This window comes from Streptomyces polyasparticus (assembly GCF_014493765.1).
Classification (GTDB): domain Bacteria; phylum Actinomycetota; class Actinomycetes; order Streptomycetales; family Streptomycetaceae; genus Streptomyces; species Streptomyces polyasparticus.
In genome coordinates this window covers 31680-52465 of sequence record NZ_JACTVJ010000008.1, presented here as the reverse complement: position 1 = coordinate 52465, position 20786 = coordinate 31680, and the positions used below count along the sequence as shown (strand labels likewise).

Here is a 20786-nt window from a genome sequence, read left to right as displayed (position 1 = left end):
CGCCGGAAGGCACGCGCCCTCCGACGACCCCTCGACCGGTCGGCTCAGGTAGTGGCGAGCATCTCCTTGCGGAGCCGCTGCATGATGCGGTTGAGCAGCCGGGAGACATGCATCTGGGAGCAGCCGAGCGCCTCGCCGATCTCCGACTGGGTGCGCTCCTCCACGAAGCGCAGGTGGAGGATCATGCGGTCGCGCTCGTCGAGTTCACCGATCAGCGGGGCCAGTGTGTGGAAGTCCTCGATGAGTTCGTACGCGTCCTCCTCGGTCCCGAGGAAGTCGGAGAGAGCGGACTCGCCCTCGTCGTTCTGACCGGACAGCGAGGCGTCGAGCGAGGACGAGTTGTACCCCTGGGCCGCCATCTGCACCTGCGCCACCTCGGCCGGCTCCAGCTGCATCAGCTCGGCCAGTTCCTGCGTGGAGGGCGAGCGGCCCAGGCGGCTCTGCAGCTCCTCGGTGGCCTTCGACAGCTCGATCCGCGCCTCCTGCAGCCGGCGCGGCACATGTACCGCCCAGGTCGTGTCGCGGAAGAAGCGCTTGATCTCGCCGGTGATGTACGGCACCGCGAAGGAGGTGAACTCGACCTCACGGGACAGGTCGAAGCGGTCGATCGCCTTGATCAGGCCGATGGTGCCGACCTGGACGATGTCCTCCATCTCCTGCGGTCCGCGGTGCTTGAACCGCGAGGCGGCGTACTGCACCAGGGAGAGGTTCATCTCGATCAGCACGTTGCGCACGTACTGGTGCTCGCGCGTGCCCTCTTCGAGGGTGCACAGCCTGTCGAAGAACGTCTTGGAGAGTTCACGGGCGTCCCTCGGCGCCACGGACGCCGGATCCACGACAGGAAGACCGGCCAGCTCCCGGGACTCCGTGGCCCGTGCCGGTGCTGCAGCCGTCTGGGTCGTCATGCTCTGCCCCTCCGCTCGTCGTCGACTGGCGCGTGGTCCGCATCGCGCCCGGAACCAAGTGCTCCCTTACTCGGTTCTCACACCCGTTCTGCCGAAACCGCGCTCTTGGATGACGCAAAATCGACTTCATCGAAGGCGCGTCAGATCCGGCCTCCGGTGAGGCGGGTGAGCGGTCCGTGGGCGGCGCGCTGAGAGCGGCGCCCTGCCGCGAACGCCGTGGCGGCCACGGTGGCGGTCCCCACGGCGCCCGCCGTGGCGATCAGCTTGCGTGCGCGGACGACGGTCCATGCGGTGGTCGCCAGGGTGGTCGCCTGGCTCACGACGGGGCCCGCCTTCGCCTGGACGCTGCCGAGGGCGGAGCCCACCTTCGTGAGCGCGGCCTGGGGTACGGCACCGGACGTGGCCGACTTGGCGGCCTCGGCCCCGGAAGACGCCGTGGACTTGGCGGCTTCGGACCCGGAGGCCGTGGACTTGGCGGCGGTCTGCTTCGCTCTTGCGGCGGCCGTCTTGGCGGTGCGGGTGGTCGTCTCGTCCTTCTTCTGCGGTGTGTTGGCCATGACGCTCGAATAGCCGCATCCCGCGCCCGCAAACAACCGGCCGTACGAAGCCCCGTTCGACCGTACGGATGAAGGCAACCAACTTCCGTATGAACAGCGGGACTTGAGGCCGGCCGGAATGTTTCGTCCGCAGCCGCCTGGACATCAGGAGTTCCATCTGGACCAGCGGTGCGTACCGACCCCGTACGCACTGGAGAGGAGTGCCATGACCGACAGCCCGCCTCTTCCCCCGCTCGGGAACGCGCCCTTCACACCCGTCGAGGTGATCGGCTACAGCGTGGAGGGCGACGACGGACCCGCGGGTGAGGTGGACGCGCACTCGGAGGAGGTCGGCCCCGACCATCTGGTCGTCAACACGGGCGGAACCCTCTTCAACAAGAGGGTGCTGCTGCCCTGTTGGGCCGTCACCCACGTCGACCGGACCGGCGGAGTGCTGCACGTCCCCCACACCCGTGACCTGATCAGGGATGCTCCGCCCTTCGACCGCGACATGCGCGTCACGGATCCCGGCTACCGCTCCCGCATCGACGCGCACTACGGGAACGGCCCGGCGTGACACGCACCTGCGGCGGGGACCTCGGGCCGGAGCCGGGACCGGGTGTCAGTGGTGGCCCGCCCCCTCCTGCGCCTTGCGCGGCAGCAGCCGCAGCGCCGGGAGGCAGGCCGCCGTGGTCGCGAGGACGACGATCAGGCTGATCGTCATCGCGTGCGTCGAGCCGCCGGGCAGGAAGTGGAAGTAGACGGTGGTGACGGTGGCGGAGCCGATGCCGTTGGCGAGCTGCTGGATCGCCGTGAGCGAGCCGGAGGCGCTGCCGGCCTCGTCGGGGTCGATGTCACCGAGGGCGATGTCGAAGATCGTGCCGAAGCAGGCGCCCATGCCGAGGCCGGTCAGGAAGACCGCCGGGGCCAGGGCCCACAGGCCGACGGAGAGACCCGAGGCCAGGACCAGGGCGAGCAGCCAGCCCGCGCCGGCCAGCGTCAGGAGCATGCCGATGAGGATCAGCGTCCGGCCGAGCTTCGCGGCCAGGGCCATGCCCGCGAAGGCCGCGACGATGATGCCGAGCGTCAGGGGCAGCATGCCGAGCGCGGTGTCACCGGGGCTCGCGTGCAGGCCCTGCTGCAGGAAGAGCGAGATGACGTACGTGAGTCCGCTGGTCACCGCGAAGTAGAGCAGGCCGACGAACAGGCCCGAGGTGAAGCCCTTGTTCCTGAGGAGCGTGGGCTTGATCAGAGGCTCGGCGGCGGTGCGCTGACGGCGGACGAAGAGGGCGAGGAAGACCACGCCGACAGCGAGCGAGCCGAGCGACAGCGCGCTCCAGCCGTACGTGGAGCCCTCGATCAGGCCGAACATCAAGCCGAACATGGTGACGGCGAGCAGCCCCGCGCCCCACCCGTCGACGGACGTGCCGCGGTCGCCGTCGTCCTTGGGCAGCAGCCGGGTGGCGGCGAACAGACCGAGCACGCCGAGCGCCAGGTTGATCAGGAAGACCGGGCGCCAGGACAGACCGCCGAAGTCGGCGTCGATCACGAAGCCGGCCAGCACCGGGCCGCCCACGGAGGCGAGGCCGAGCAGCGGTCCGAAGAGCTGGAAGGCCTTGCGCAGCATGTCGCGCGGGAAGGTCTTCGTCAGGATCGCCATGCCCTGCGGGATCATCAGCGCGCCGAAGGCGCCTTGGACCGCGCGGGCCACGACCAGCAGCGCCGGATCGGGCGAGAGTCCCGCGACCGCGGAGGCCGCGGTGAAGCCGGCCATGCCGATCAGGAAGAGCCGGCGCTGACCGTACTTGTCGCCGAGCCGGCCGCCGATCACGAGCAGCACGCCCATGGCGAGGGCGTAGGCGGAGCCGAGCCACTTGATCAGGGATGCGCCGCCGCCGATGTCGTTCACGATCGTCGGCGCCGCGATGTTCGTGACCGTCGAGTCGATCATGTCGAGCGCGTCGGCAAGGAGGACCAGGCCGAGGATCAGCCACAGCGCGGTACGGGAGAGGGAGGCCGCCGTCCTGGGCGGCTCGGTGAGAGCAGGCGTCGCAGACATGGCGGACTCCTAGAGGTGAGGGGGGAGCGGGCACGGCGCGGTCGCCGCGGGTCCGCGGAGGGACGGCGGCCACGGTGGCCGCTCATCCAGAAAAGCACAGCGATTTCAAAACCGCAATCGCTACAGTTTTGCACTCGATACGAGTACGGGATGGCTCCGGTACGCTGAGGCCATGACGGAGACCGCGAAGAAGGAGCCCGGGCGGCGCGAGCGCAAGAAGGCGGCGACCAGGAAAGCGCTGGCCGATGCCGCGCTGGAGCTGTTCCTGGAGCGCGGCTTCGAGAAGGTGACCGTGGCGCAGATCGCCGAGCGCGCCGACACCGCCGTGACCACGCTGTTCGCGCACTTCCCCGGCGGCAAGGAGGCGCTGATCCTCGGCGACGGGAGCGAGCGCGCGGCCTCGCTGGCGGCGGCGGTGCGCGAGCGCGGCGAGGGCGAGTCGGTGCTCGATGCGCTCGAGCGGTTCTTCGCCGGGCGCGGGATCTTCTCGTCGGATCAGGACCACGCGTTCCGGCGGCAGGTGGAGTTCGTGACGAACACCCCCAAGTTGCGTGCCTACGCACGGCAGTTGTGGGTCTCGTGCGAGGAGTCGCTCACGAAGGTGATGGCCGAGGAGACCGGACGCCCCGAGGGCGATCTCTCCCTGCGTCTCCTCGCGCGGTACGTCCTGGAGATCCCCGACCTGACCGCACTCGACCCCGACCCGCGCCGCGCGCTCGAAGCGGCCTTCGGGCATCTGCGGCGCGGGTGGCCCGGGGTGTAGGGGCTGCTGCTCCGGTCACGCAGGGGCAGGGGCACTCTGTTACGCAGGGCTGGGGGCACTTCCGTCAGGCAGGGCTGGGGGCACTTCCGTCAGGCAGGGCTGGAGGCACTCCCGCTAGGGCACCACCCCCACCGCAAGCCCCGCGATCAGCACGCTCGACGCCAGCGCCGTCACCAGCCGTCCCCGCCTGCCCGTGAGGAGTCGGCCGAGCAGCGCTCCCCCGCCCGCGAGCAGCAGCTGCCAGCTGGCGGAGGCGAGGAACGCGGCGAGCACGAAGACGGTCTGCTCGGCGCCCCCGGAGGGCGATCCCGAGCCCGAGCCGAGGACGAGCGCGGTGAAGTAGACGACGGTCACCGGGTTGAGCAGCGTGATGCCGAGGAGGCTCACGTAGGCCCGCAGCGGCGTGAGTTCGCGTACGTCACGGCCTGCTGCGGCCGTGCCCCGGTACTGGCGGACCGCGCTGACTGATCCCCGTACCGCCAGAGCGAGCAGGACCACGGCCGAGGCCCAGCGCAACGGGGCCGTCACCGAGGCGAGCAGCGGGGCGAGCGCGGTGCCGCCGAGTGCGGCGATCAGGGCGTAGAGGCCGTCGGCACTCGCGACGCCGAGCGCGGCCGAGGCCCCGGTGCGCAGAGAGGTGCGGGCGGTGAGGGCCACGAGATAGGTCGCGACCGCGCCGACCGGGATGGCGATGCCATAACCGGCGAGCAGTCCGGCGACCGCTGCCGCCGTCATGCGAGCGGCAGTTCGGGCCTCCATGGACGGCCGGGCTGCTGCTGCGCGCGCACCGTAAGGGTGGCGGCGGCAAGCGGCAGGGCGGCGGTGCGAAGAGATGTCATGCGGGGATCGTGGCGGGTGGGCCTCGGCAGCAGCAACTCAATTTCCGGGCTGCTGCACACCCCCGAGCTTGTCCGGGTTCACCTGGAACCGCAGATCACTCAGCCGCCCGTCGTCCGTCACCGCGTACGAGAGCGTGCCGATGGTGACCCCGTCGAGGGTGAACAGGAGGCCGAGCTCACCGTTGATGACGGCCGGGGCCGTGACCATGGCGGCGTAGTCCGGCTTGGCCAGGACGCCGAGCACCCAGCGGGCGACCGCGTCCGCGCCCTGCAGCGGGCGGCGGGCCGCGGTGACCTTGCCGCCGCCGTCCGACCAGCAGGTGACGTCGGGGGCGAGCAGCGCCATCATCCCGTTCAGGTCGCCGCCGGAAGCGGCCTTCAGGAAGAGCTGGGTGGCCTTCTCGCGCTCGGCGCCGTCCGCCTCGTACCGGGGCCGCCTGGCCTGTACGTGGGAGCGGGCGCGATGGGCGGTCTGGCGTACGGACTGCTCGGATCTGCCGAGGGTCTCGGCGATCTCGGCGTGCGAGTAGCCGAAGACCTCGCGCAGGACGAAGACCGCGCGTTCGACGGGCCCGAGGGATTCCAGGACCACCAGCATCGCCATGGAAACGGACTCGGCCATCTCGGCCTCCTCGGCGACGTCGGGAGCGGTGAGCAGCGGCTCCGGCAGCCACGGGCCGACATACGACTCACGGGTGGCGCGGGCCGAAGTGAGCCTGTTCAGACAGAGGTTGGTCACGGTGCGGACGAGATACGCGCGGGCGTTGGCGACATCGGAGCGGTCCGCCTTCGACCAGGTCAGCCAGGTGTCCTGCACGACGTCCTCGGCGTCGGCGACGCTGCCGAGCATCCGGTAGGCCGTGGCGAAGAGCAGACGGCGGTGCTCCAGGAACGGCTGGTCGGTGGCGCGAGCGTCCGGCATCGCGCCACCTTCGCAGCCAACCGGCTTCCGCATCAAGGCCGTTCACGCCTTCGTCGCCCGGCCGCCCTGGGGCCAGACGGCCGCACCGGCGAGCTTCTTGGTGAGCTTGTACGTCTGCACCGGGCTCGCGCTCACGGTCTCCTTGTAGAACACGGCGCTGCGGCCCTTCAGCCAGATCCGCCGCGGCTTCTCGTCCGGCTTGGTGAACTGGATGACCGCGTCCTTGCGGCCGAGGCTGACGGGCTGGTGGATGTAGCCGAAGCGGAACGGCATCACCTGCCTGCCGCGCAGCCGCCGCGCGATCGCGTCCGCGGTGTACGCGGCCGTCGGAATCCCCGACTGGCAGGTGCCGTGCAGCGTGCCCCAGGCCTGCTCGACCCGGGCCGCGTCCCCGATCGCCTGGATCTCCGGGTGCGAAACGGAACGCAGCGTGGCGTCCACGAGGATCCGCCCGGCCGCGTCGACGGCGATCCCCGACTCGGCGGCGAGCCTCGGCACGCGTACGCCGGCGGTCCACAACGTCACGTCGGACGCGAGGAGTTCACCGTCGGCCAGCTCCACCCCGGCGGGCAGCACCTTGCCCACGGTCACGCCCGAGCGGACGGTGACGCCGAGCCGGTCGAGTGCGGCAAGGAGATACGCCTGGGCCTTGGGACCCATCATCGAGCCGGGCACCTCGCGGCTCAGCAGCGTCACGCGCAGCCCCGGGTGGGACTCGGCGATCTCGGCGGCGGCCTCGATACCGGTGAGCCCGCCGCCCGCGACGGTCACCGCGCCGCCCTGCCGCGCGAGGCCGGCCAGCTCGAGCGCCATGGTGCGGGCGGTACGCGGGTCGTTGAGCGTGTACGCGTGCTCGGCGGCACCCGGCACCAGGCTCGTGTCGGTCGAGCTGCCGAGCGCGTAGACGAGGGTGTCGTACGGCAGTGGCCGCCCGGCCCCGGACACCTCGACCTCACGGGCTTCGACGTCGATCGCGGTCGCCCGGCCTTCGACGAACTCGATGCCCGTACCGTCGAGCACTTCGGTGATCCGGAAGTCGGCGAGCTCCTGGCCCGCGGCGATCTGGTGCATCCGCAGCCGCTCGGTGAACCGGGGCGAGGGGTTGACCAGCGTGATCCGTACGCCCTGGTCACCGCGGGTGCGGCGGGCGAGCCGGGAAGCGGTCATCATGCCGGTGTAGCCGGCGCCGAGGACGACGATGCGGTGCGAGGAGGTACTCATGACGGGCTCCTGTCGGGTCGTTTCCGTTGCGGTGTCGTCCATGGGACAGACGACACCGCACGGATGTGACAGGAGCCGGAATGTGACCTGAGTCACTCTTCCTGTACGGAGGTCAGCAGCGCTTTCCGCCCTCCGGGACCTTGCCCTCGATCAGGTAGCGGTTGATCGCCGTGTCGATGCAGTCACTGCCCCGCCCGTACGCGGTGTGCCCGTCGCCGTCGTACGTGAGCAGGGTGCCGCTCGCGAGCTGGTCCGCCAGGGACTCGGCCCACTTGTACGGCGTGGCCGGGTCGCGGGTCGTCCCGACCACGAGCAGCGGGGCGGCGCCGTCGGCCTCGATGCGATGCGCCTCGCCGGTGGCCTTCTCCGGCCAGTACGCGCAGGTCAGACCGGCCCAGGCGAGGCCTTCGCCGAAGACGGGCGAGGCCTTCGCGAAGTCCGACTCCTTCTCCTCGACCGCGTCCGGAGAGGTGAACGCGGCAGGCAGATCAAGGCAGTTGACGGCCGCGTTGGCGAACATGATGTTGCCGTACTTCCCGTCGGGCTCGCGCTCGTAGTAGCTGTCCGAGAGCAGCAGCAGACCCGAGCCGTCCTTGTCCTTCATCGCGGAGGTGAGCGCATCGCGCAGCTGGGGCCAGGCGCCCTCGTCGTACATCGCGGCGATCACGCCGGTCGTGGCGAGGGATTCGCCGAGCTCGCGGTCGTCCGCCTTGAGGGGCTGGGCGTCCAGCTCCTTGAAGAACGCCGAGAGCCGTCGCCCCGCGTCCTCGGCGCTCGTCGTCCCCAGCGGGCAGTCGGCCTGCTTGGCGCAGTCCTCGGCGAAGGCCTGGAAGGCGGTCTCGAATCCGGCGGTCTGGTCGAGGTTCAGCTGCTCGGCGGGCAGGGACGGGTCCATCGCGCCGTCGAGGACGAGCCGGCCGGTCTTGTCCGGGAAGAGATCGGCATACGTGGCACCGAGGAAGGTGCCGTACGAGGCTCCGACGTAGTGCAGTTTCTCGTCGCCGAGCACCTCGCGCAGGAGGTCCATGTCGCGGGCGGCATCGACGGTGGACACATGCGGCAGGATCCTCGCCGAACGCTTCTCGCAGCCCTGTGAGAACTCCTTGTACGCGGCGACCAGTTGGTCCTGCTCCCGCGCGTCGTCCGGGGTGACGTCCGTCTGCGTGTACGCGTCCATCTGCTTGTCGTCGAGGCACTCGACGGGCTCGCTGCGGGCCACGCCGCGCGGGTCCATGCCGACCATGTCGTAGCGGGCGCGGACCGGAGCGGGATAGGCGAGGGCCGCGTAGGCCTGCAGGTACTGGATCGCGGAGCCGCCCGGGCCGCCCGGGTTCACCATCAGGGAGCCGATGCGCTTGCCGGGGCCCGTGGCCTTCTTGCGGGAGACGGCCAGCTTGATCTCGCCCTCGTCCGGCTGCGCGTAATCGAGCGGCGCCTTCAGGGTCGCGCACTCGAAGCCCGGGACACCGCACTCGCGCCACTTCAACTGCTGTGCGTAGTACGTCTCGAGGGCGTCCCGGTCCGCGCCGTCCAGGGAGGACTGGGCCGAGGGATCCGGTGAACTCCCCCCGGAACAGCCGGAGATGAGCAGCCCCGCCGCGAGCAGGGCGGCGGCGGTACGGGCGAGGGGGGCTTCGGTGCGCATCCACCGAGGGTAACGGTGCGGTCGCTCAGCGGAGTTGCTCCGCCTCGTACGAGTGACGCGCGCCCTTGCTTCCCGGGGGCGACTCCGGGGTGGCAGCCTTTGGGACTCAGCCGCCCGCAGCCTCTGGGCCTCAGCCCGCCCGCAGCGCCATCGTCATCGCCTCGACGGCGAGCAGCGGGGCCACATTGCGGTCGAGTGCCTCGCGGCAGGCCGAGATCGCCTCGATCCGGCGCAGGGTCGCCTCCGGCGAACCGGACCGGGCCAGGCGCTCCAGCTGCTCGCGGTGGTCGACATTGGCGAGGGCGACCTGGGAGCCCAGCTGCAGTGCCAGAACGTCCCGGTAGAAGCCGGTGAGGTCGGTGAGCGCGAGGTCCAGGGTGTCGCGCTGCGTCCTCGTGCGCCGCCGCTTCTGCTTGTCCTCCAGGTCCTTCATCACACCCGCGGTGCCGCGCGGCATCCGCCCGCCCTGACCGCCGCCGAGCGCCGCCTTCAGATCCTCGGTCTCCTTGGTGTCGACCTCCTCCGCCAGCTGCTTGGCGTCATCGGAGGCCGAATCGATCAGCTCCTGGGCCGCCTTGAGGCAGCCGCCGATGTCGTCGACCCGCAGCGGCAGCTTGAGCACGGCGGCCCGCCGCTCGCGCGCCCGCGGATCGGTGGCGAGCCTGCGGGCGCGCCCGATGTGGCCCTGCGTGGCCTGGGCCATCGCGGCCGCGACGGGCGGCTCGATGCCGTCACGCCGTACGAGGATGTCGGCCACCGCGTCCACCGGCGGGGTGCGCAGGGTGAGGTGGCGGCAGCGGGAGCGGATCGTGGGCAGCACATCCTCGAGGGAGGGCGCGCACAGCAGCCAGACCGTGCGCGGCGCGGGCTCCTCGACGGCCTTGAGCAGCACATTGCCCGCGCCCTCGGTGAGACGGTCGGCGTCCTCCAGGACGATGACCTGCCAGCGGCCGCCGGCCGGGGACATCTGGGCCCGCCGGACGAGGTCGCGGGTCTCCTTCACGCCGATGCTGAGCAGATCGGTCCGCACGACTTCGACATCGGCGTGCGTACCGACGAGGGCGGTGTGGCAGCCGTCGCAGAAGCCGCAGCCCGGGATCCCGCCGAGCGCGCGGTCCGGGCTCACGCACTGCAGCGCCGCGCCGAAGGCCCTGGCCGCGGTGGAGCGCCCCGAGCCGGGTGGGCCGGTGAACAGCCACGCGTGCGTCATCTTCGAACTCGACGGCAGCGTGGTCTTCTCGGCGGCCGCCGTCACATACGCGTCGGCATCCCGCGCGGCAGCCTCGAGCTGCGCGGTCACCCGGTCCTGACCGACCAGGTCATCCCATACGGGCATGGGGTGCCGCCCTTCTTTCACTACGGGGGGTGGTGCGCCCTACCGTCCCATTGTGGGGCAGCCCACTGACAGCGGGCTCCGCCATCCAGCCCCTCAGCCCGCCGCAGGCGCCCCTACCCCCGACGCCCGCCCGAGCCCGGCCCGTCCTCATCCCGCTCACCCAGCAACTCATCCGCCAGAGAAGGCAGATCGTCCAGCGGAGTCTCCTCCGCCCAGTCCGAGCGCGGACGCCGCCGCGGCGCACCCGTCTCGTCGACCTGCGGAAGCTCCCGCGTACGGTCCTCGCGACCCGCCGCAGGCCGCTCGTCGCGGAACAGCCCCGGCGGCACCCGGTCCGCCGGATCGTCGGCGGGCCGCGCGTCCCGTACGGGCGGCAGCACCGCGGTCTCGTCCGCCGCGGCCGGCTTCGGCAGCACGGCCGTCTCCTCGGCCGGACTCACCGCGGCCCCACGGTCCTGCGGCCCGGAGTCGGCCTCCCGGCCATCCCGACCGCCCCGTACATCCTGCGCACCGTCGGCATCCCGTGCATCCTGCGCCCCGTCGGCACCCCGTACATCCTGCGCACCGTCAGCACCCCGTACATCCTGCGCACCCCGCCCACCGGGCTCAGGCACAACCGGCAGCACCGCGGTCTCATCCGCCGGCGGCGCGGAGGGCGAGGGCGCCACGATCGGCGTGGACACGGTGGTCTCGTCCGCGCCCTTCACGATCGGCGTCGGCACCGTGGTCTCCGCATCGGGCTGCGCCGCCGCCTCGGCAGCCAGCGCCGCAGCGGCAGCGGTCCGCCGCGCCTCCTCGGCCTTCAACAGCGCCTCTTCCGCCTTGCGCTGCTTGTCCAGACGCCGTTCCTCGGCCTCGTCCCGCAGCCGCTGCTCCTCCGCGGCCTGGCGCCTGCGACGCTCCTCCTCCGCGGCCCGCAGCTGCTCCTCGGCCTCACGCCGACGCCGCTCCTCCTCGGCGAGCCGGCGGGCCTCCTCGGCGCGTGCGCGCGCCTCCTCGGCCTGCCGCTCCTCCTCGCGGCGCCGCGCCTCCTCCAGCTCGCGGCGCTTGCGCTCCTCCTCCTCGGCGCGCAGGCGGGCCAGCTGCTCCTGGCGCTCGCGCTCCAGGCGCTCCTCCTCGGCCTTGCGCGCGGCCTCTTCCTCCGCGCGCCGCCGGGCCTCTTCCTCGGCCGCCTTGCGGGCCTCCTCCTGCGCCTGCTTCTCGGCGTCCGAGAGCGGCAGCAGCTGGTCGAGACGGTGCCGTACGACGGTGGTGACGGCCTCGGGGTCCTGCGCCGCGTCGACCACGAGATAGCGCCCGGGGTCGGCGGAGGCGAGCGTCAGGAAGCCGGAGCGGACCCGCGCGTGGAACTCGGCCGGCTCCGACTCGAGCCGGTCCGGCGCCTCGGTGAAGCGCTCGCGCGCAGCCTCCGGCGAAACGTCGAGAAGGACGGTCAGATGCGGTACGAGCCCGTCGGTCGCCCAGCGCGAGATACGGGCGATCTCCGTCGGGGACAGATCGCGGCCCGCGCCCTGGTAGGCCACGGACGAGTCGATGTACCGGTCGGTGATGACCACGGCGCCGCGCTCAAGAGCGGGCCGGACCACCGTGTCGACGTGCTCGGCGCGGTCGGCCGCGTAAAGGAGCGCCTCCGCGCGGTGCGAGAGCCCGGCCGACGACACGTCGAGCAGGATCGAGCGCAGCCGCTTGCCGACGGGCGTCGCACCCGGCTCGCGCGTGAGCACGACCTCGTGGCCCTTGGACCTGATCCACTCGGCGAGCGCGTTCGCCTGCGTGGACTTGCCCGCACCGTCGCCGCCTTCGAGCGCGATGAAGAACCCGGTCGCGGACGGCGCCTGGGCCGGTTCGGCGCCGCGCAGCGCATCGGTCAGATCGCGGCGCAGCGGCACCCCGGACCGGTCGTCGGCCTTGGCGAGCACCAGAGCCGCCACGGGAAGCAGCAGCGCGCCCGCCAGCATCAGCAGGAAGGCGGCGCCGCCGTGCGCGAACACGAACTTGCCGTTCTCGAGCCGGTGTTCCCCGATCAGCCCGGCGAGCACGGGCGCGACGACCGCGGCCAGCGCGACCGCCACCCGTACAGCGGCCTGCAGATGCTCGGTCGTACGGGTCCGGCGGAAGTCCTCGACCTCCTGGTCGAGCAGGGAGTGCCCGGTGTTGGCGGCGACTCCGGCGGCCGTGCCGGCCAGGCCGAGCAGCAGCAGGACGGTGGTCTGGTCGGGTACGAGACCGGCGGCGAGCAGCGCGATCCCGGCCACGGCGACGGCGAGCGCGAGCAGCCGGCGCCGCGACAGGGCGGGCACCACGGAGGGTGCGATCCGGATCCCGAGCACGGTGCCCGCGGTCAGCGCAGTGACGAAGATGCCGAAGAGAACGGGCCCGCCGCCCAGGTCGATCGCGTGCAGCACGACCACGGAGACGGCGGCCGCGATGGCCGCGGCGACCGCCGCGCAGGCCAGGACGAGCAGCGGGATGGCGCCCGTACGGCCCTTGTCGACACCGCCGCCGGTCTTCGGCCGGCGCAGGCCCTCGAGCGGTGAACGGGCGCGCGGGGTCCGGCTGTCGGGCAGCTCGATGAAGTAGACGACGGACAGCGACGCGGCGAACAGTCCGGCGGCGACATACGAGGCCAGCGCGGCCTGGTGCTGCGCGAACCAGTCCACCCCGGCACCGAGCAGATTGCCGATGAGGGTGGCGGTGATCAGCACGAGCGCGCCGACGGGCAGCGCGATGAATCCCGTACGCAGCGACAGGCGGCGCAGCGCTTCGGTGTGGTCCGGCAGCGGGCGTACGGTCGCCCCCTCCAACGGGGGCGCGGGCAGCAGCGCGGGTGCGGCGCTCTCGCGGGCCACGGTCCAAAAGCGCTCGGCGACGCCGACGACGAAGCCGGTCACGAGCAGGACGGCGAGCGCATTGTCCGGGGTCCAGTCGATCCACAGCGGCGCGATGATCAGGAGCACGGCCCGCAGACCGTCCGACACGATCATGGTCCAGCGGCGGTCGAGCGGACCTTCGGCACTGGTCAGCGAGGTGAGCGGGCCGAGGAGCACGGCCCCGAAGATCAGGGTCGCGAGGATCCGGACGGCGAAGACGGCCGCCACGGCGAAGGCGACGCCGCGATAACCACCGCCGAAGGACTGCTCGGCGAGCGCCGCCTGCACCCCGAGCAGGACGAGCACGAGCAGCGCGAGCGCGTCCCCGATCCCTCCCACGAACTGCGCGCTCCACAGGCGCTTCAGCGGGGGATGGCGCAACAGCGCGCGTACGGCACGCTCGCGGGAGTCGGCGACCAGGGCGGCATCGGAGTCGTCTCGGGTCATTCGACCAGCCTATCCGGAGCGCCCCCGTCCCCGGACCGCCTCCCGAACATAGGTCCGCCCCCTCACCGTCGTACGGGGAGGGGGCGGGCCTTTCGCCTTACGGGAACTCAGTCCTCGGCCGGAGCCGAAGCCGCAGCCTTCTTCGCGGCGGCCTTCTTGGCCGGGGCCTTCTTCGCAGCCGTCGTCTTCTTGGCAGCGGTCTTCTTCGCGGCCGCCTTCTTGGCCGGGGCCTTCTTCGCCGGCGCCTTCTTGGCGACCTTCTTCGCCGGCCCCTTCGCCCGCTTCTCCGCGAGCAGTTCGAACCCGCGCTCCGGCGTGATCTCCTCCACGGAGTCCGCAGCCCGCAGCGTCGCGTTCGTCTCGCCGTCCGTCACGTACGGACCGAAGCGCCCGTCCTTGACGACCACCGGCTTGCCCGAGACCGGGTCCTCGCCGAGCTCCTTGAGCGGCGGCTTCGCGGCGGCCCGCCCGCGGACCTTCGGCTGGGCGTAGATCGCGAGGGCCTCGTCGAGCGTGATCGAGAAGAGCTGCTCCTCGTTCTCCAGGGAACGCGAGTCCGTGCCCTTCTTCAGATACGGGCCGTAGCGCCCGTTCTGCGCGGTGATCTCCACACCCTCGGCGTCCGTGCCCACGATCCGCGGCAGCGACATCAGCGCCAGCGCGTCGTCGAGCGTGACCGTGTCCAGGGACATCGTCTTGAACAGCGAGGCGGTCCGCGGCTTCACCGCGTTCTTGCCGGTCTTGGGCGTGCCCTCGGGCAGGATCTCCGTGACGTACGGGCCGTAGCGGCCGTCCTTCGCCACGATCTCGTTGCCCGACACCGGGTCCTTGCCGAGCGCGAAGTCACCGCTCGGCTTGGCGAGCAGTTCCTCGGCCAGCTCGACCGTCAGCTCGTCCGGCGCGAGGTCGTCCGGGACGTCGGCCCGCTGGTGGCCCTCGGCGTCCTTCTCACCGCGCTCGATGTACGGGCCGTAGCGCCCGACACGCAGCTTGATGTCGTTGCCGACGGGGAAGGAGGAGATCTCCCGGGCGTCGATCGCGCCCAGGTCGGTCACCAGCTCCTTCAGACCGCCGAGGTGGTCACCGTCGCCGTTGCCGGCGTCGGCCGCACCCCCGGCCCCGTCGGAGCCCTCACCGAAGTAGAAGCGCCGCAGCCACGGCACGGCCTGCGCCTCGCCCCGCGCGATGCGGTCGAGGTCGTCCTCCATCTTGGCCGTGAAGCTGTAGTCGACGAGCCGCCCGAAGTGCTTCTCGAGCAGGTTGACCACGGCGAAGCTCAGGAAGGACGGGACGAGCGCCGTGCCCTTCTTGAAGACGTAACCGCGGTCGAGGATCGTGCCGATGATCGACGCGTACGTCGACGGGCGGCCGATCTCGCGCTCTTCGAGCTCCTTGACGAGCGAGGCCTCGGTGTAGCGGGCCGGCGGCTTGGTCGCGTGGCCGTCCACGGACATCTCGTCCGCGGAGAGCGGGTCGCCCTGGCTGACCTGCGGAAGCCGACGCTCACGGTCGTCGAGCTCGGCGTTCGGGTCGTCCGCGCCTTCCACGTACGCCTTGAGGAAGCCGTGGAAGGTGATGGTCTTGCCGGACGCGCTGAACTCGGCGTCGCGGCCGTCGCTCGCCGTGCCACCGATCTTGACGGTGACGGAGTTACCGGTCGCGTCCTTCATCTGGGAGGCGACGGTGCGCTTCCAGATCAGCTCGTACAGACGGAACTGGTCGCCGGTCAGGCCGGTCTCGGCGGGGGTGCGGAAGCGGTCGCCCGAGGGACGGATCGCCTCGTGCGCCTCCTGCGCGTTCTTGACCTTGCCGGCGTACGTGCGCGGCTTGTCCGGCAGATAGTCGGCCCCGTACAGCTGGGTCACCTGGGTGCGGGCGGCCGAGACCGCGGTGTCCGACAGCGTGGTGGAGTCGGTACGCATGTAGGTGATGAAGCCGTTCTCGTACAGCTTCTGTGCCACCTGCATCGTCGCCTTCGCACCGAAGCCCAGCTTGCGCGAGGCCTCCTGCTGCAGGGTCGTGGTGCGGAACGGCGCGTACGGCGAGCGGCGGTACGGCTTGGACTCGACCGAGCGGACCGAGAACTGCGCGTTCTCCAGGGCCGCGGCGAGCGCGCGGGCGTTCGCCTCGTCGAGGTGCAGCGTGTTGGCGCCCTTGATCTGGCCGAGCGAGTCGAAGTCACGGCCCTGCGCCACGCGCTTGCCGTCGACCGTGGTCAGACGGGCGATCAGCTGCGAGGGGTCGGAGGCGTCACCGGCGCGGCCGGTGCCGAAGGTGCCGGTCAGGTCCCAGTACTCGGCGGAGCGGAACGCGATGCGCTCCCGCTCGCGCTCGACGACGAGCCGGGTCGCGACGGACTGCACACGGCCCGCCGACAGACGCGGCATGACCTTCTTCCACAGGACCGGCGAGACCTCGTAGCCGTAGAGGCGGTCGAGGATACGGCGGGTCTCCTGGGCGTCGACCATGCGCTTGTTGAGCTCGCGCGGACTGGCGACGGCCTCCTGGATCGCGGCCTTGGTGATCTCGTGGAACACCATGCGCTTGACCGGGACCTTGGGCTTCAGGACCTCGAGGAGGTGCCACGCGATGGCTTCGCCCTCGCGGTCCTCATCGGTGGCGAGGAAGAGCTCGTCGGAGTCCTTCAGGAGGTCCTTGAGCTTCTTGACCTGGGCCTTCTTGTCGGCGTTGACGACATAGATGGGCTCGAAGTCGTTGTTCACGTCGACGCCGAGGCGGCGCACCTCGCCGGTGTACTTCTCCGGCACCTCGGCGGCGCCGTTCGGCAGGTCGCGGATGTGCCCGACACTCGCCTCGACGACATACCCCGGGCCGAGGTAGCCCTTGATGGTCTTCGCCTTGGCAGGGGACTCGACAATGACGAGTCGGCGGCGGCCGCCCTGTGCGGTCTCGCTGGTCGGGGACAACGTGGCTCTTCTCTCCGGTCGACGCTCTCACTGGCTGACAGTGCGGCCCGTATGCCTTCATACGGCGGTCCCGCGAACATTTCCACGGCGCCGCCCTCTGCGGTCATACGGTGACGCTGCGGAGTGTGACGGTACATCCCGCCCCCGTGTCAAACGGGAAAAGCCCGCAGCGGCCACTCGAACGGTAACCCGACTACCGCCTGTCCTGCCGCCCGGACTGCCGACCTGGCCTTTTCCGGGTACCGGAGCCTTCTCTCCCGGATTGGCCGGTTTCCCTCCCCGCCACCTGGCGCCGGATGATCCGGAATACGACGGGGATACGCAGGTCACCTACGCAGGAAGCACCAGACCCCGAGCGCCAGCGCGCCCGCCGAGACCAGGGCGCTGAGCGTGGCCGACATCACCGGCCGAGCCTGCTCGATCACGGGCCTGCGGTGGGCGACCCGGGCCACGGTCCAGGTCCCCAGGCCCACCCCGAACAGGGCGAACACCGTGCCCGCGAAGATCGCCGGTGCACTGTCCATGGCTGTGTTCCTCCCCGTCGCCGCCCACCGCTTCCCCGATCGCGGCAGGCTGGCAGGCTTCGGCCACATCCGGGCGTCGCCGGGGCCAACCCCGGGTGAACGCCGTCGCTCAGGCCTCCGCGGGGTCCGCGATCGCGCCCGTGAAGGCCGTGCCGTCGGTCCGGCCGACGAGGCAGACCAGCGTCTTCATGCCGTCCTTCCAGTCCTCCTCGTACGGCGCGAAACCGAACACCGCGTGGTCGCCGCCGGGTGCCCAGGCCGACTCGTACTTGTTCCCGCACACCTTCCACGCCTCCTCGCTGACCTTGGTCCAGCTCATGCCGCCGGGCGCGGCGGCGCCGGGGATGACCTGGAGTTCGTGCTGCTCCGCGCAGTCGGTGAGCCGGTAGCCCTCGGCGTCCTTGACGCTGTCGTCGTAGCGCAGGCAGTCCCCGACGGACATCTGATTCGTGAACAGCATCTGCCCGTCGTCCCTGAACCGCCCGATCTCCCCGCCGATCGCGGCATGTTCACCGAGCACCAGACAGGCCGTGGCCCGCCCGGCCGCCTCGAAGCCCTCCTTCGTGGGCACCACGGCGTGCACCCCCGCGTCCGGCAGCGCCTCGGCGATCGGTCCCACCTGGCCCGCGCAGCGCTCGGCGCCCTGGTCGCCGGCCTCCTGGGCGCTGGCATGCGTCTCCAGGGCGAGGACCTGGCCGTCGGCGAGCGAGTCCTCGGCGCCGCAGGCGACGACACCGAGGTTGGCGCCCGACTTGAAGGGGGTCCCCGACCAGACCACGTTGACGCAATCCCCCGCCTGCAACGGCTTCTTGAGACCGACCTCTTCGCCGTACGGGTAGACGGGGCCGGTCGGGCTCGGGGGCGCGCTGCTCGTGGGTGCGGTGGGGGTCGGCTTCCCGTTCTTTCCTGCCTGCGGATCGCCCGTATCGCGGAAGGTCGCCCAGGCGCCCCAGGACAGACCGGCGATGGCCACGACCACGGCGGCCACGAGGGCGACGACCATGGCCGTGGAGAGTTTGCGGCGGGGGCCGTCGCCCGCGGGCGCGCCGGGTGGTGTGGGGTGCCCCTGCTGCCCGGGCCAGGGCTGGCCCACCGGTGGCAGAGCCTGTTGGGCGTACGGGAATTGAGGGCCGCCGCCGGGTGACGGGGGGCCACCCGGCGTGCCCGGCGTCTGGGGGGTGCCCGGGGCGTGAGGAGTGACAGGCGTGCCGGGCGTACCGGGCGTGTTCGGTGTGCCCGCGTAGTACCCCGCCGGCGGGGGCCCGAAGGTGCCTCCTGGCGGGCCGCCCGCCGTCCCCTGCTCGACCTCCCGCAGCCGCCGCGCCGCCGTCTCCGGCGCCGACCTGAGCACCGGGTCCTTGTGCAGCAATCCCTGTAGTACGGGCCAGAGTTCACCGGCCCGCGCCGGCGGCCAGGGTCCTCGCCGACCAGCGCGGTGAGCATCGCGTACTCGTCACCGCGGTCGAAGGGGCCGCGGCCCTCCACCGCGTAGTAGAGCGTCGCCCCGAGCGAGAACAGATCGGCGGCCGGCGTCGGCGGCTCGCCGCGTGCCCGCTCGGGCGCGAGATAGCCGGGCGTCCCGAGGATCCCGGCGGTGGACGTCAGGCGCGGTTCGCTCGACTCGGGCTGCAGCGCGATGCCGTAGTCGGTGAGCAGCACCCGGCCCGCCGGGTCGCCCGAAGCGTCGGGCGCCAAGAGGATGTTGGCCGGCTTCACATCGCGGTGCAGGATGCCGATCCGGTGCCCGGCCGTCAGCGCGTCGAGCACCGCGCGGCCCACCCGTGCGGCCTCGTGCGCGGGCAGCGGACCCCTGTTCCGTACGCGCGACTGCAGATCGGTCGCGTCCGCCACGTACTCCATGACGATCCACGGCAGCCCCTCGTGCAGCAGCACGTCATGCACGGTCGCCACATGGGGATGGCCGCGCAGCCGCGCCGCGTGCCGGGCCTCGCTGCGGGCGCGGGCGATGCGCTGGGCAGGTTCGGACGCGTCCATCGGGACGGCCGGCAGCGTGATCTCCTTCATCGAGACCTCGCAGGCCAGTTCGTCGTCGTAGGCGAGCCAGACCCGGCCCATCCCGCCCGAACCCAGCTTGCGCAGCAGCCGGTAACGGCCGCCGATGACCCTGCCCGCACCCCGCTCCGGTATGTCCCCGGCCATGGCGCCTCCCCCGAGACTGCGACATGTCGGTATCGACGGTAAGGGGGACGCGCCGGTTCCAAGCAGGCTTTTTCCTTGTAAATCCCGGCACTTGGGGCGCTCGGCGCGCTCAGGGTGCTCGGCGTACTTGGGGCGCTCGGCGCACTTGGGACGCTCGGTCCCCGCCCGCGCCGCGCGCCCTCAGGCGCGCGCCCCGGCTTTCTCCGCCACGGCCCGCTCGTCCCCCGCACCGTCACCGGCGGTACGCATCGCGGGGATCGTGCACGCCACGAGCGCGGAGAGCAGCGCCACCGCGCACCCGATGAGCAGGCCCACACGGAAGCCGTCCGCCGAGGCGAGGGTCCGGCCGCCCACACTGATGGTCATCTGCGCGAGGACCACCCCGATCACGGCGGAGCCGATGGTGGTGCCGAGCGAGCGCATCAGCGCGTTGAATCCGTTGGCGGCGGCGGTCTCGGAGAGCGGCACGGCGCTCATGATCAGGGCGGGCATCGCCCCGTACGCGAGGGCCACCCCGCCGCTGACCACGATGCCGACGACCATCAGGCCCCAGGCCGACCCCATGAGCGGCAGCGCGAGCCCATACCCCGCGAAGATCACCAACGCACCGCAGATCAGCGCGGACTTGGGCCCGCGGGAGTTGATCAGCTTCCCGCCGAGCGGCGAGATCAGCATCATCATCACGCCGCCGGGCGCCAGATACAGACCGGCCGCCAGCATCGACTGTCCGAGCCCGTAGCCGGTGGCCTCGGGGAACTGAAGCAGCTGCGGCGCGATCAGCATGAAGGCGTACATGCCGACGCCGACCAGGATCGAGGAGATGTTGGTCAGCAGGACGCGGGGCCGGGCGGTGGTGCGCAGATCGATCAGCGGGTCGCGGGTGCGCAGCTCCCACCAGCCCCAGACGAGCAGCGCCACGACGGCGAGCGCGAACAGACCGAGCGTGGTGCCCGAACTCCAGCCCCAGTCCGCCCCCTTGGAGACCGCGAGCAGCAGGGCGACAAGCCCGATCGCCAGACCGACGGCACCGGGCAGGTCGAACCGCTGCCCCTTCGCCCCGGCCGGTACGTCGGGCACCATCACGTAGATCAGTACGCCGATCAGCGCGGCGAGCACGGCCGAACCCCAGAACAGCGCACGCCAGTCGGCGTACTGCGCCACGGCCGCGGCGATCGGCAGACCGATCGCGCCGCCGATGCCCATCGAGGCGCTGACCAGAGCGATGGATCCGCTGAGCCGCTCCTTCGGCACGACGTCCCGAAGGAGCGCGATACCGAGCGGCACCATGCCCATCCCCATGCCCTGCAGTCCGCGGCCGACGATCATCGGCAGCACCGAGGACGACAGCGCACACACCACCGAGCCCACGACCAGCGGCACCGAACAGACCAGCAGCATGCGGCGCTTGCCCACCAGGTCGCCGAGCCGGCCCGAGACCGGCACGCAGACACCGGCCACCAGGAGAGTCGCCGTGATCACCCAGGCCGCGTTGGACGGCGAGGTGCCGAGCAGCTCGGGCAGCTCCGCGATCAGCGGGGTGACCAGGGTCTGCATGAGCGCGGCCACGGTTCCGGCGAGCGCCAGCGTGGCGACTATGCGGCCCGGCCGGCTCCTTGGCTGGGGGGTCTCCAT

The 20786-nt window shown here is 71.6% G+C and carries 15 protein-coding genes and 1 pseudogene; 2 read left to right on the top strand and 14 right to left on the bottom strand.

Annotation, left to right across the window (positions count from 1 at the left end):
- Positions 1-44: 44 nt before the first annotated feature.
- Together H9Y04_RS19245 and H9Y04_RS19240 are read right to left on the bottom strand one after the other, a co-directional pair.
- Positions 45-905: an RNA polymerase sigma factor SigF gene (locus H9Y04_RS19245; RefSeq protein WP_187815175.1), complete on the bottom strand. Its 861-nt coding sequence runs from the start codon at positions 903-905 to the stop codon at positions 45-47.
- A gap of 140 nt (positions 906-1045) precedes the next feature.
- Entirely contained in the window at positions 1046-1462 is a 417-nt protein-coding gene (locus H9Y04_RS19240) for a hypothetical protein (protein ID WP_187815174.1), read from the bottom strand.
- 205 nt (positions 1463-1667) lie between these two features.
- On the opposite strand from H9Y04_RS19240, the gene H9Y04_RS19235 reads away from it, so the two are divergent.
- Positions 1668-2018 (top strand): PRC-barrel domain containing protein, encoded by a 351-nt coding sequence (locus tag H9Y04_RS19235; protein WP_187815173.1) that lies wholly within the window; start codon positions 1668-1670, stop codon positions 2016-2018.
- A gap of 45 nt (positions 2019-2063) precedes the next feature.
- On the opposite strand, the gene H9Y04_RS19230 is transcribed toward H9Y04_RS19235, so the two are convergent.
- On the bottom strand, positions 2064-3500 hold the full coding sequence (locus tag H9Y04_RS19230; protein WP_187815172.1) for an MFS transporter: 1437 nt from the start codon (positions 3498-3500) through the stop codon (positions 2064-2066).
- 172 nt (positions 3501-3672) lie between these two features.
- Between H9Y04_RS19230 and H9Y04_RS19225 the strand changes: the two genes are divergently transcribed.
- Positions 3673-4263 (top strand): TetR/AcrR family transcriptional regulator, encoded by a 591-nt coding sequence (locus tag H9Y04_RS19225; protein WP_187815171.1) that lies wholly within the window; start codon positions 3673-3675, stop codon positions 4261-4263.
- Between the two features lie 114 nt (positions 4264-4377).
- Here H9Y04_RS19225 and H9Y04_RS19220 read toward each other — a convergent pair whose 3' ends face one another.
- The 11 genes and pseudogenes from H9Y04_RS19220 to H9Y04_RS19175 form a co-directional block, all read right to left on the bottom strand.
- Positions 4378-4998 (bottom strand): LysE family transporter, encoded by a 621-nt coding sequence (locus H9Y04_RS19220; RefSeq protein WP_187815170.1) that lies wholly within the window; start codon positions 4996-4998, stop codon positions 4378-4380.
- 141 nt (positions 4999-5139) lie between these two features.
- Positions 5140-6024 (bottom strand): RNA polymerase sigma-70 factor, encoded by an 885-nt coding sequence (locus tag H9Y04_RS19215; protein WP_187815169.1) that lies wholly within the window; start codon positions 6022-6024, stop codon positions 5140-5142.
- Between the two features lie 42 nt (positions 6025-6066).
- A complete protein-coding gene (locus H9Y04_RS19210) occupies positions 6067-7245 on the bottom strand; it encodes an NAD(P)/FAD-dependent oxidoreductase (RefSeq protein ID WP_187815168.1) in 1179 nt (392 codons plus the stop codon).
- Between the two features lie 112 nt (positions 7246-7357).
- On the bottom strand, positions 7358-8890 hold the full coding sequence (locus H9Y04_RS19205) for an alpha/beta hydrolase (RefSeq protein WP_187815167.1): 1533 nt from the start codon (positions 8888-8890) through the stop codon (positions 7358-7360).
- Positions 8891-9020: 130 nt separating this feature from the next.
- Positions 9021-10226, bottom strand: coding sequence for a DNA polymerase III subunit delta' (locus H9Y04_RS19200; protein WP_187815166.1), 1206 nt, complete (start codon positions 10224-10226; stop codon positions 9021-9023).
- Between the two features lie 113 nt (positions 10227-10339).
- Positions 10340-13543 carry a dTMP kinase gene (gene tmk, locus H9Y04_RS19195; RefSeq protein ID WP_187815165.1) on the bottom strand — a complete coding sequence of 1068 codons (3204 nt, stop codon included), beginning with the start codon at positions 13541-13543 and terminating at the stop codon, positions 10340-10342.
- A 107-nt stretch (positions 13544-13650) separates the two neighbouring features.
- Positions 13651-16470 (bottom strand): type I DNA topoisomerase, encoded by a 2820-nt coding sequence (topA, locus tag H9Y04_RS19190; RefSeq protein WP_187815164.1) that lies wholly within the window; start codon positions 16468-16470, stop codon positions 13651-13653.
- Between the two features lie 326 nt (positions 16471-16796).
- Positions 16797-16994 (bottom strand): hypothetical protein, encoded by a 198-nt coding sequence (locus tag H9Y04_RS19185; RefSeq protein WP_187815163.1) that lies wholly within the window; start codon positions 16992-16994, stop codon positions 16797-16799.
- A gap of 109 nt (positions 16995-17103) precedes the next feature.
- Entirely contained in the window at positions 17104-18087 is a 984-nt protein-coding gene (locus H9Y04_RS47760) for a septum formation family protein (protein WP_308801033.1), read from the bottom strand.
- 210 nt (positions 18088-18297) lie between these two features.
- Positions 18298-19154: pseudogene (locus H9Y04_RS47755) on the bottom strand (serine/threonine-protein kinase); the annotation flags it as partial.
- Between the two features lie 180 nt (positions 19155-19334).
- Entirely contained in the window at positions 19335-20786 is a 1452-nt protein-coding gene (locus H9Y04_RS19175; protein ID WP_187815162.1) for an MFS transporter, read from the bottom strand.

What these genes read in the sequence shown, in the direction of transcription:
- H9Y04_RS19235 (WP_187815173.1), top strand. Translation starts at nt 1,668, where the DNA reads ATGACCGACAGCCCGCCTCTTCCCCCGCTCGGGAACGCGCCCTTCACA.
- H9Y04_RS19225 (WP_187815171.1), top strand. Translation starts at nt 3,673, where the DNA reads ATGACGGAGACCGCGAAGAAGGAGCCCGGGCGGCGCGAGCGCAAGAAG.
- H9Y04_RS19215 (WP_187815169.1), bottom strand. Translation starts at nt 6,024, where the DNA reads ATGCCGGACGCTCGCGCCACCGACCAGCCGTTCCTGGAGCACCGCCGT.
- H9Y04_RS19175 (WP_187815162.1), bottom strand. Translation starts at nt 20,786, where the DNA reads ATGGAGACCCCCCAGCCAAGGAGCCGGCCGGGCCGCATAGTCGCCACG.
- tmk (WP_187815165.1), bottom strand. Translation starts at nt 13,543, where the DNA reads ATGACCCGAGACGACTCCGATGCCGCCCTGGTCGCCGACTCCCGCGAG.
- H9Y04_RS19240 (WP_187815174.1), bottom strand. Translation starts at nt 1,462, where the DNA reads ATGGCCAACACACCGCAGAAGAAGGACGAGACGACCACCCGCACCGCC.
- H9Y04_RS19200 (WP_187815166.1), bottom strand. Translation starts at nt 10,226, where the DNA reads ATGCCCGTATGGGATGACCTGGTCGGTCAGGACCGGGTGACCGCGCAG.
- H9Y04_RS19185 (WP_187815163.1), bottom strand. Translation starts at nt 16,994, where the DNA reads ATGGACAGTGCACCGGCGATCTTCGCGGGCACGGTGTTCGCCCTGTTC.
- H9Y04_RS19205 (WP_187815167.1), bottom strand. Translation starts at nt 8,890, where the DNA reads ATGCGCACCGAAGCCCCCCTCGCCCGTACCGCCGCCGCCCTGCTCGCG.
- H9Y04_RS19230 (WP_187815172.1), bottom strand. Translation starts at nt 3,500, where the DNA reads ATGTCTGCGACGCCTGCTCTCACCGAGCCGCCCAGGACGGCGGCCTCC.
- H9Y04_RS19210 (WP_187815168.1), bottom strand. Translation starts at nt 7,245, where the DNA reads ATGAGTACCTCCTCGCACCGCATCGTCGTCCTCGGCGCCGGCTACACC.
- H9Y04_RS19245 (WP_187815175.1), bottom strand. Translation starts at nt 905, where the DNA reads ATGACGACCCAGACGGCTGCAGCACCGGCACGGGCCACGGAGTCCCGG.
- H9Y04_RS19220 (WP_187815170.1), bottom strand. Translation starts at nt 4,998, where the DNA reads ATGACGGCGGCAGCGGTCGCCGGACTGCTCGCCGGTTATGGCATCGCC.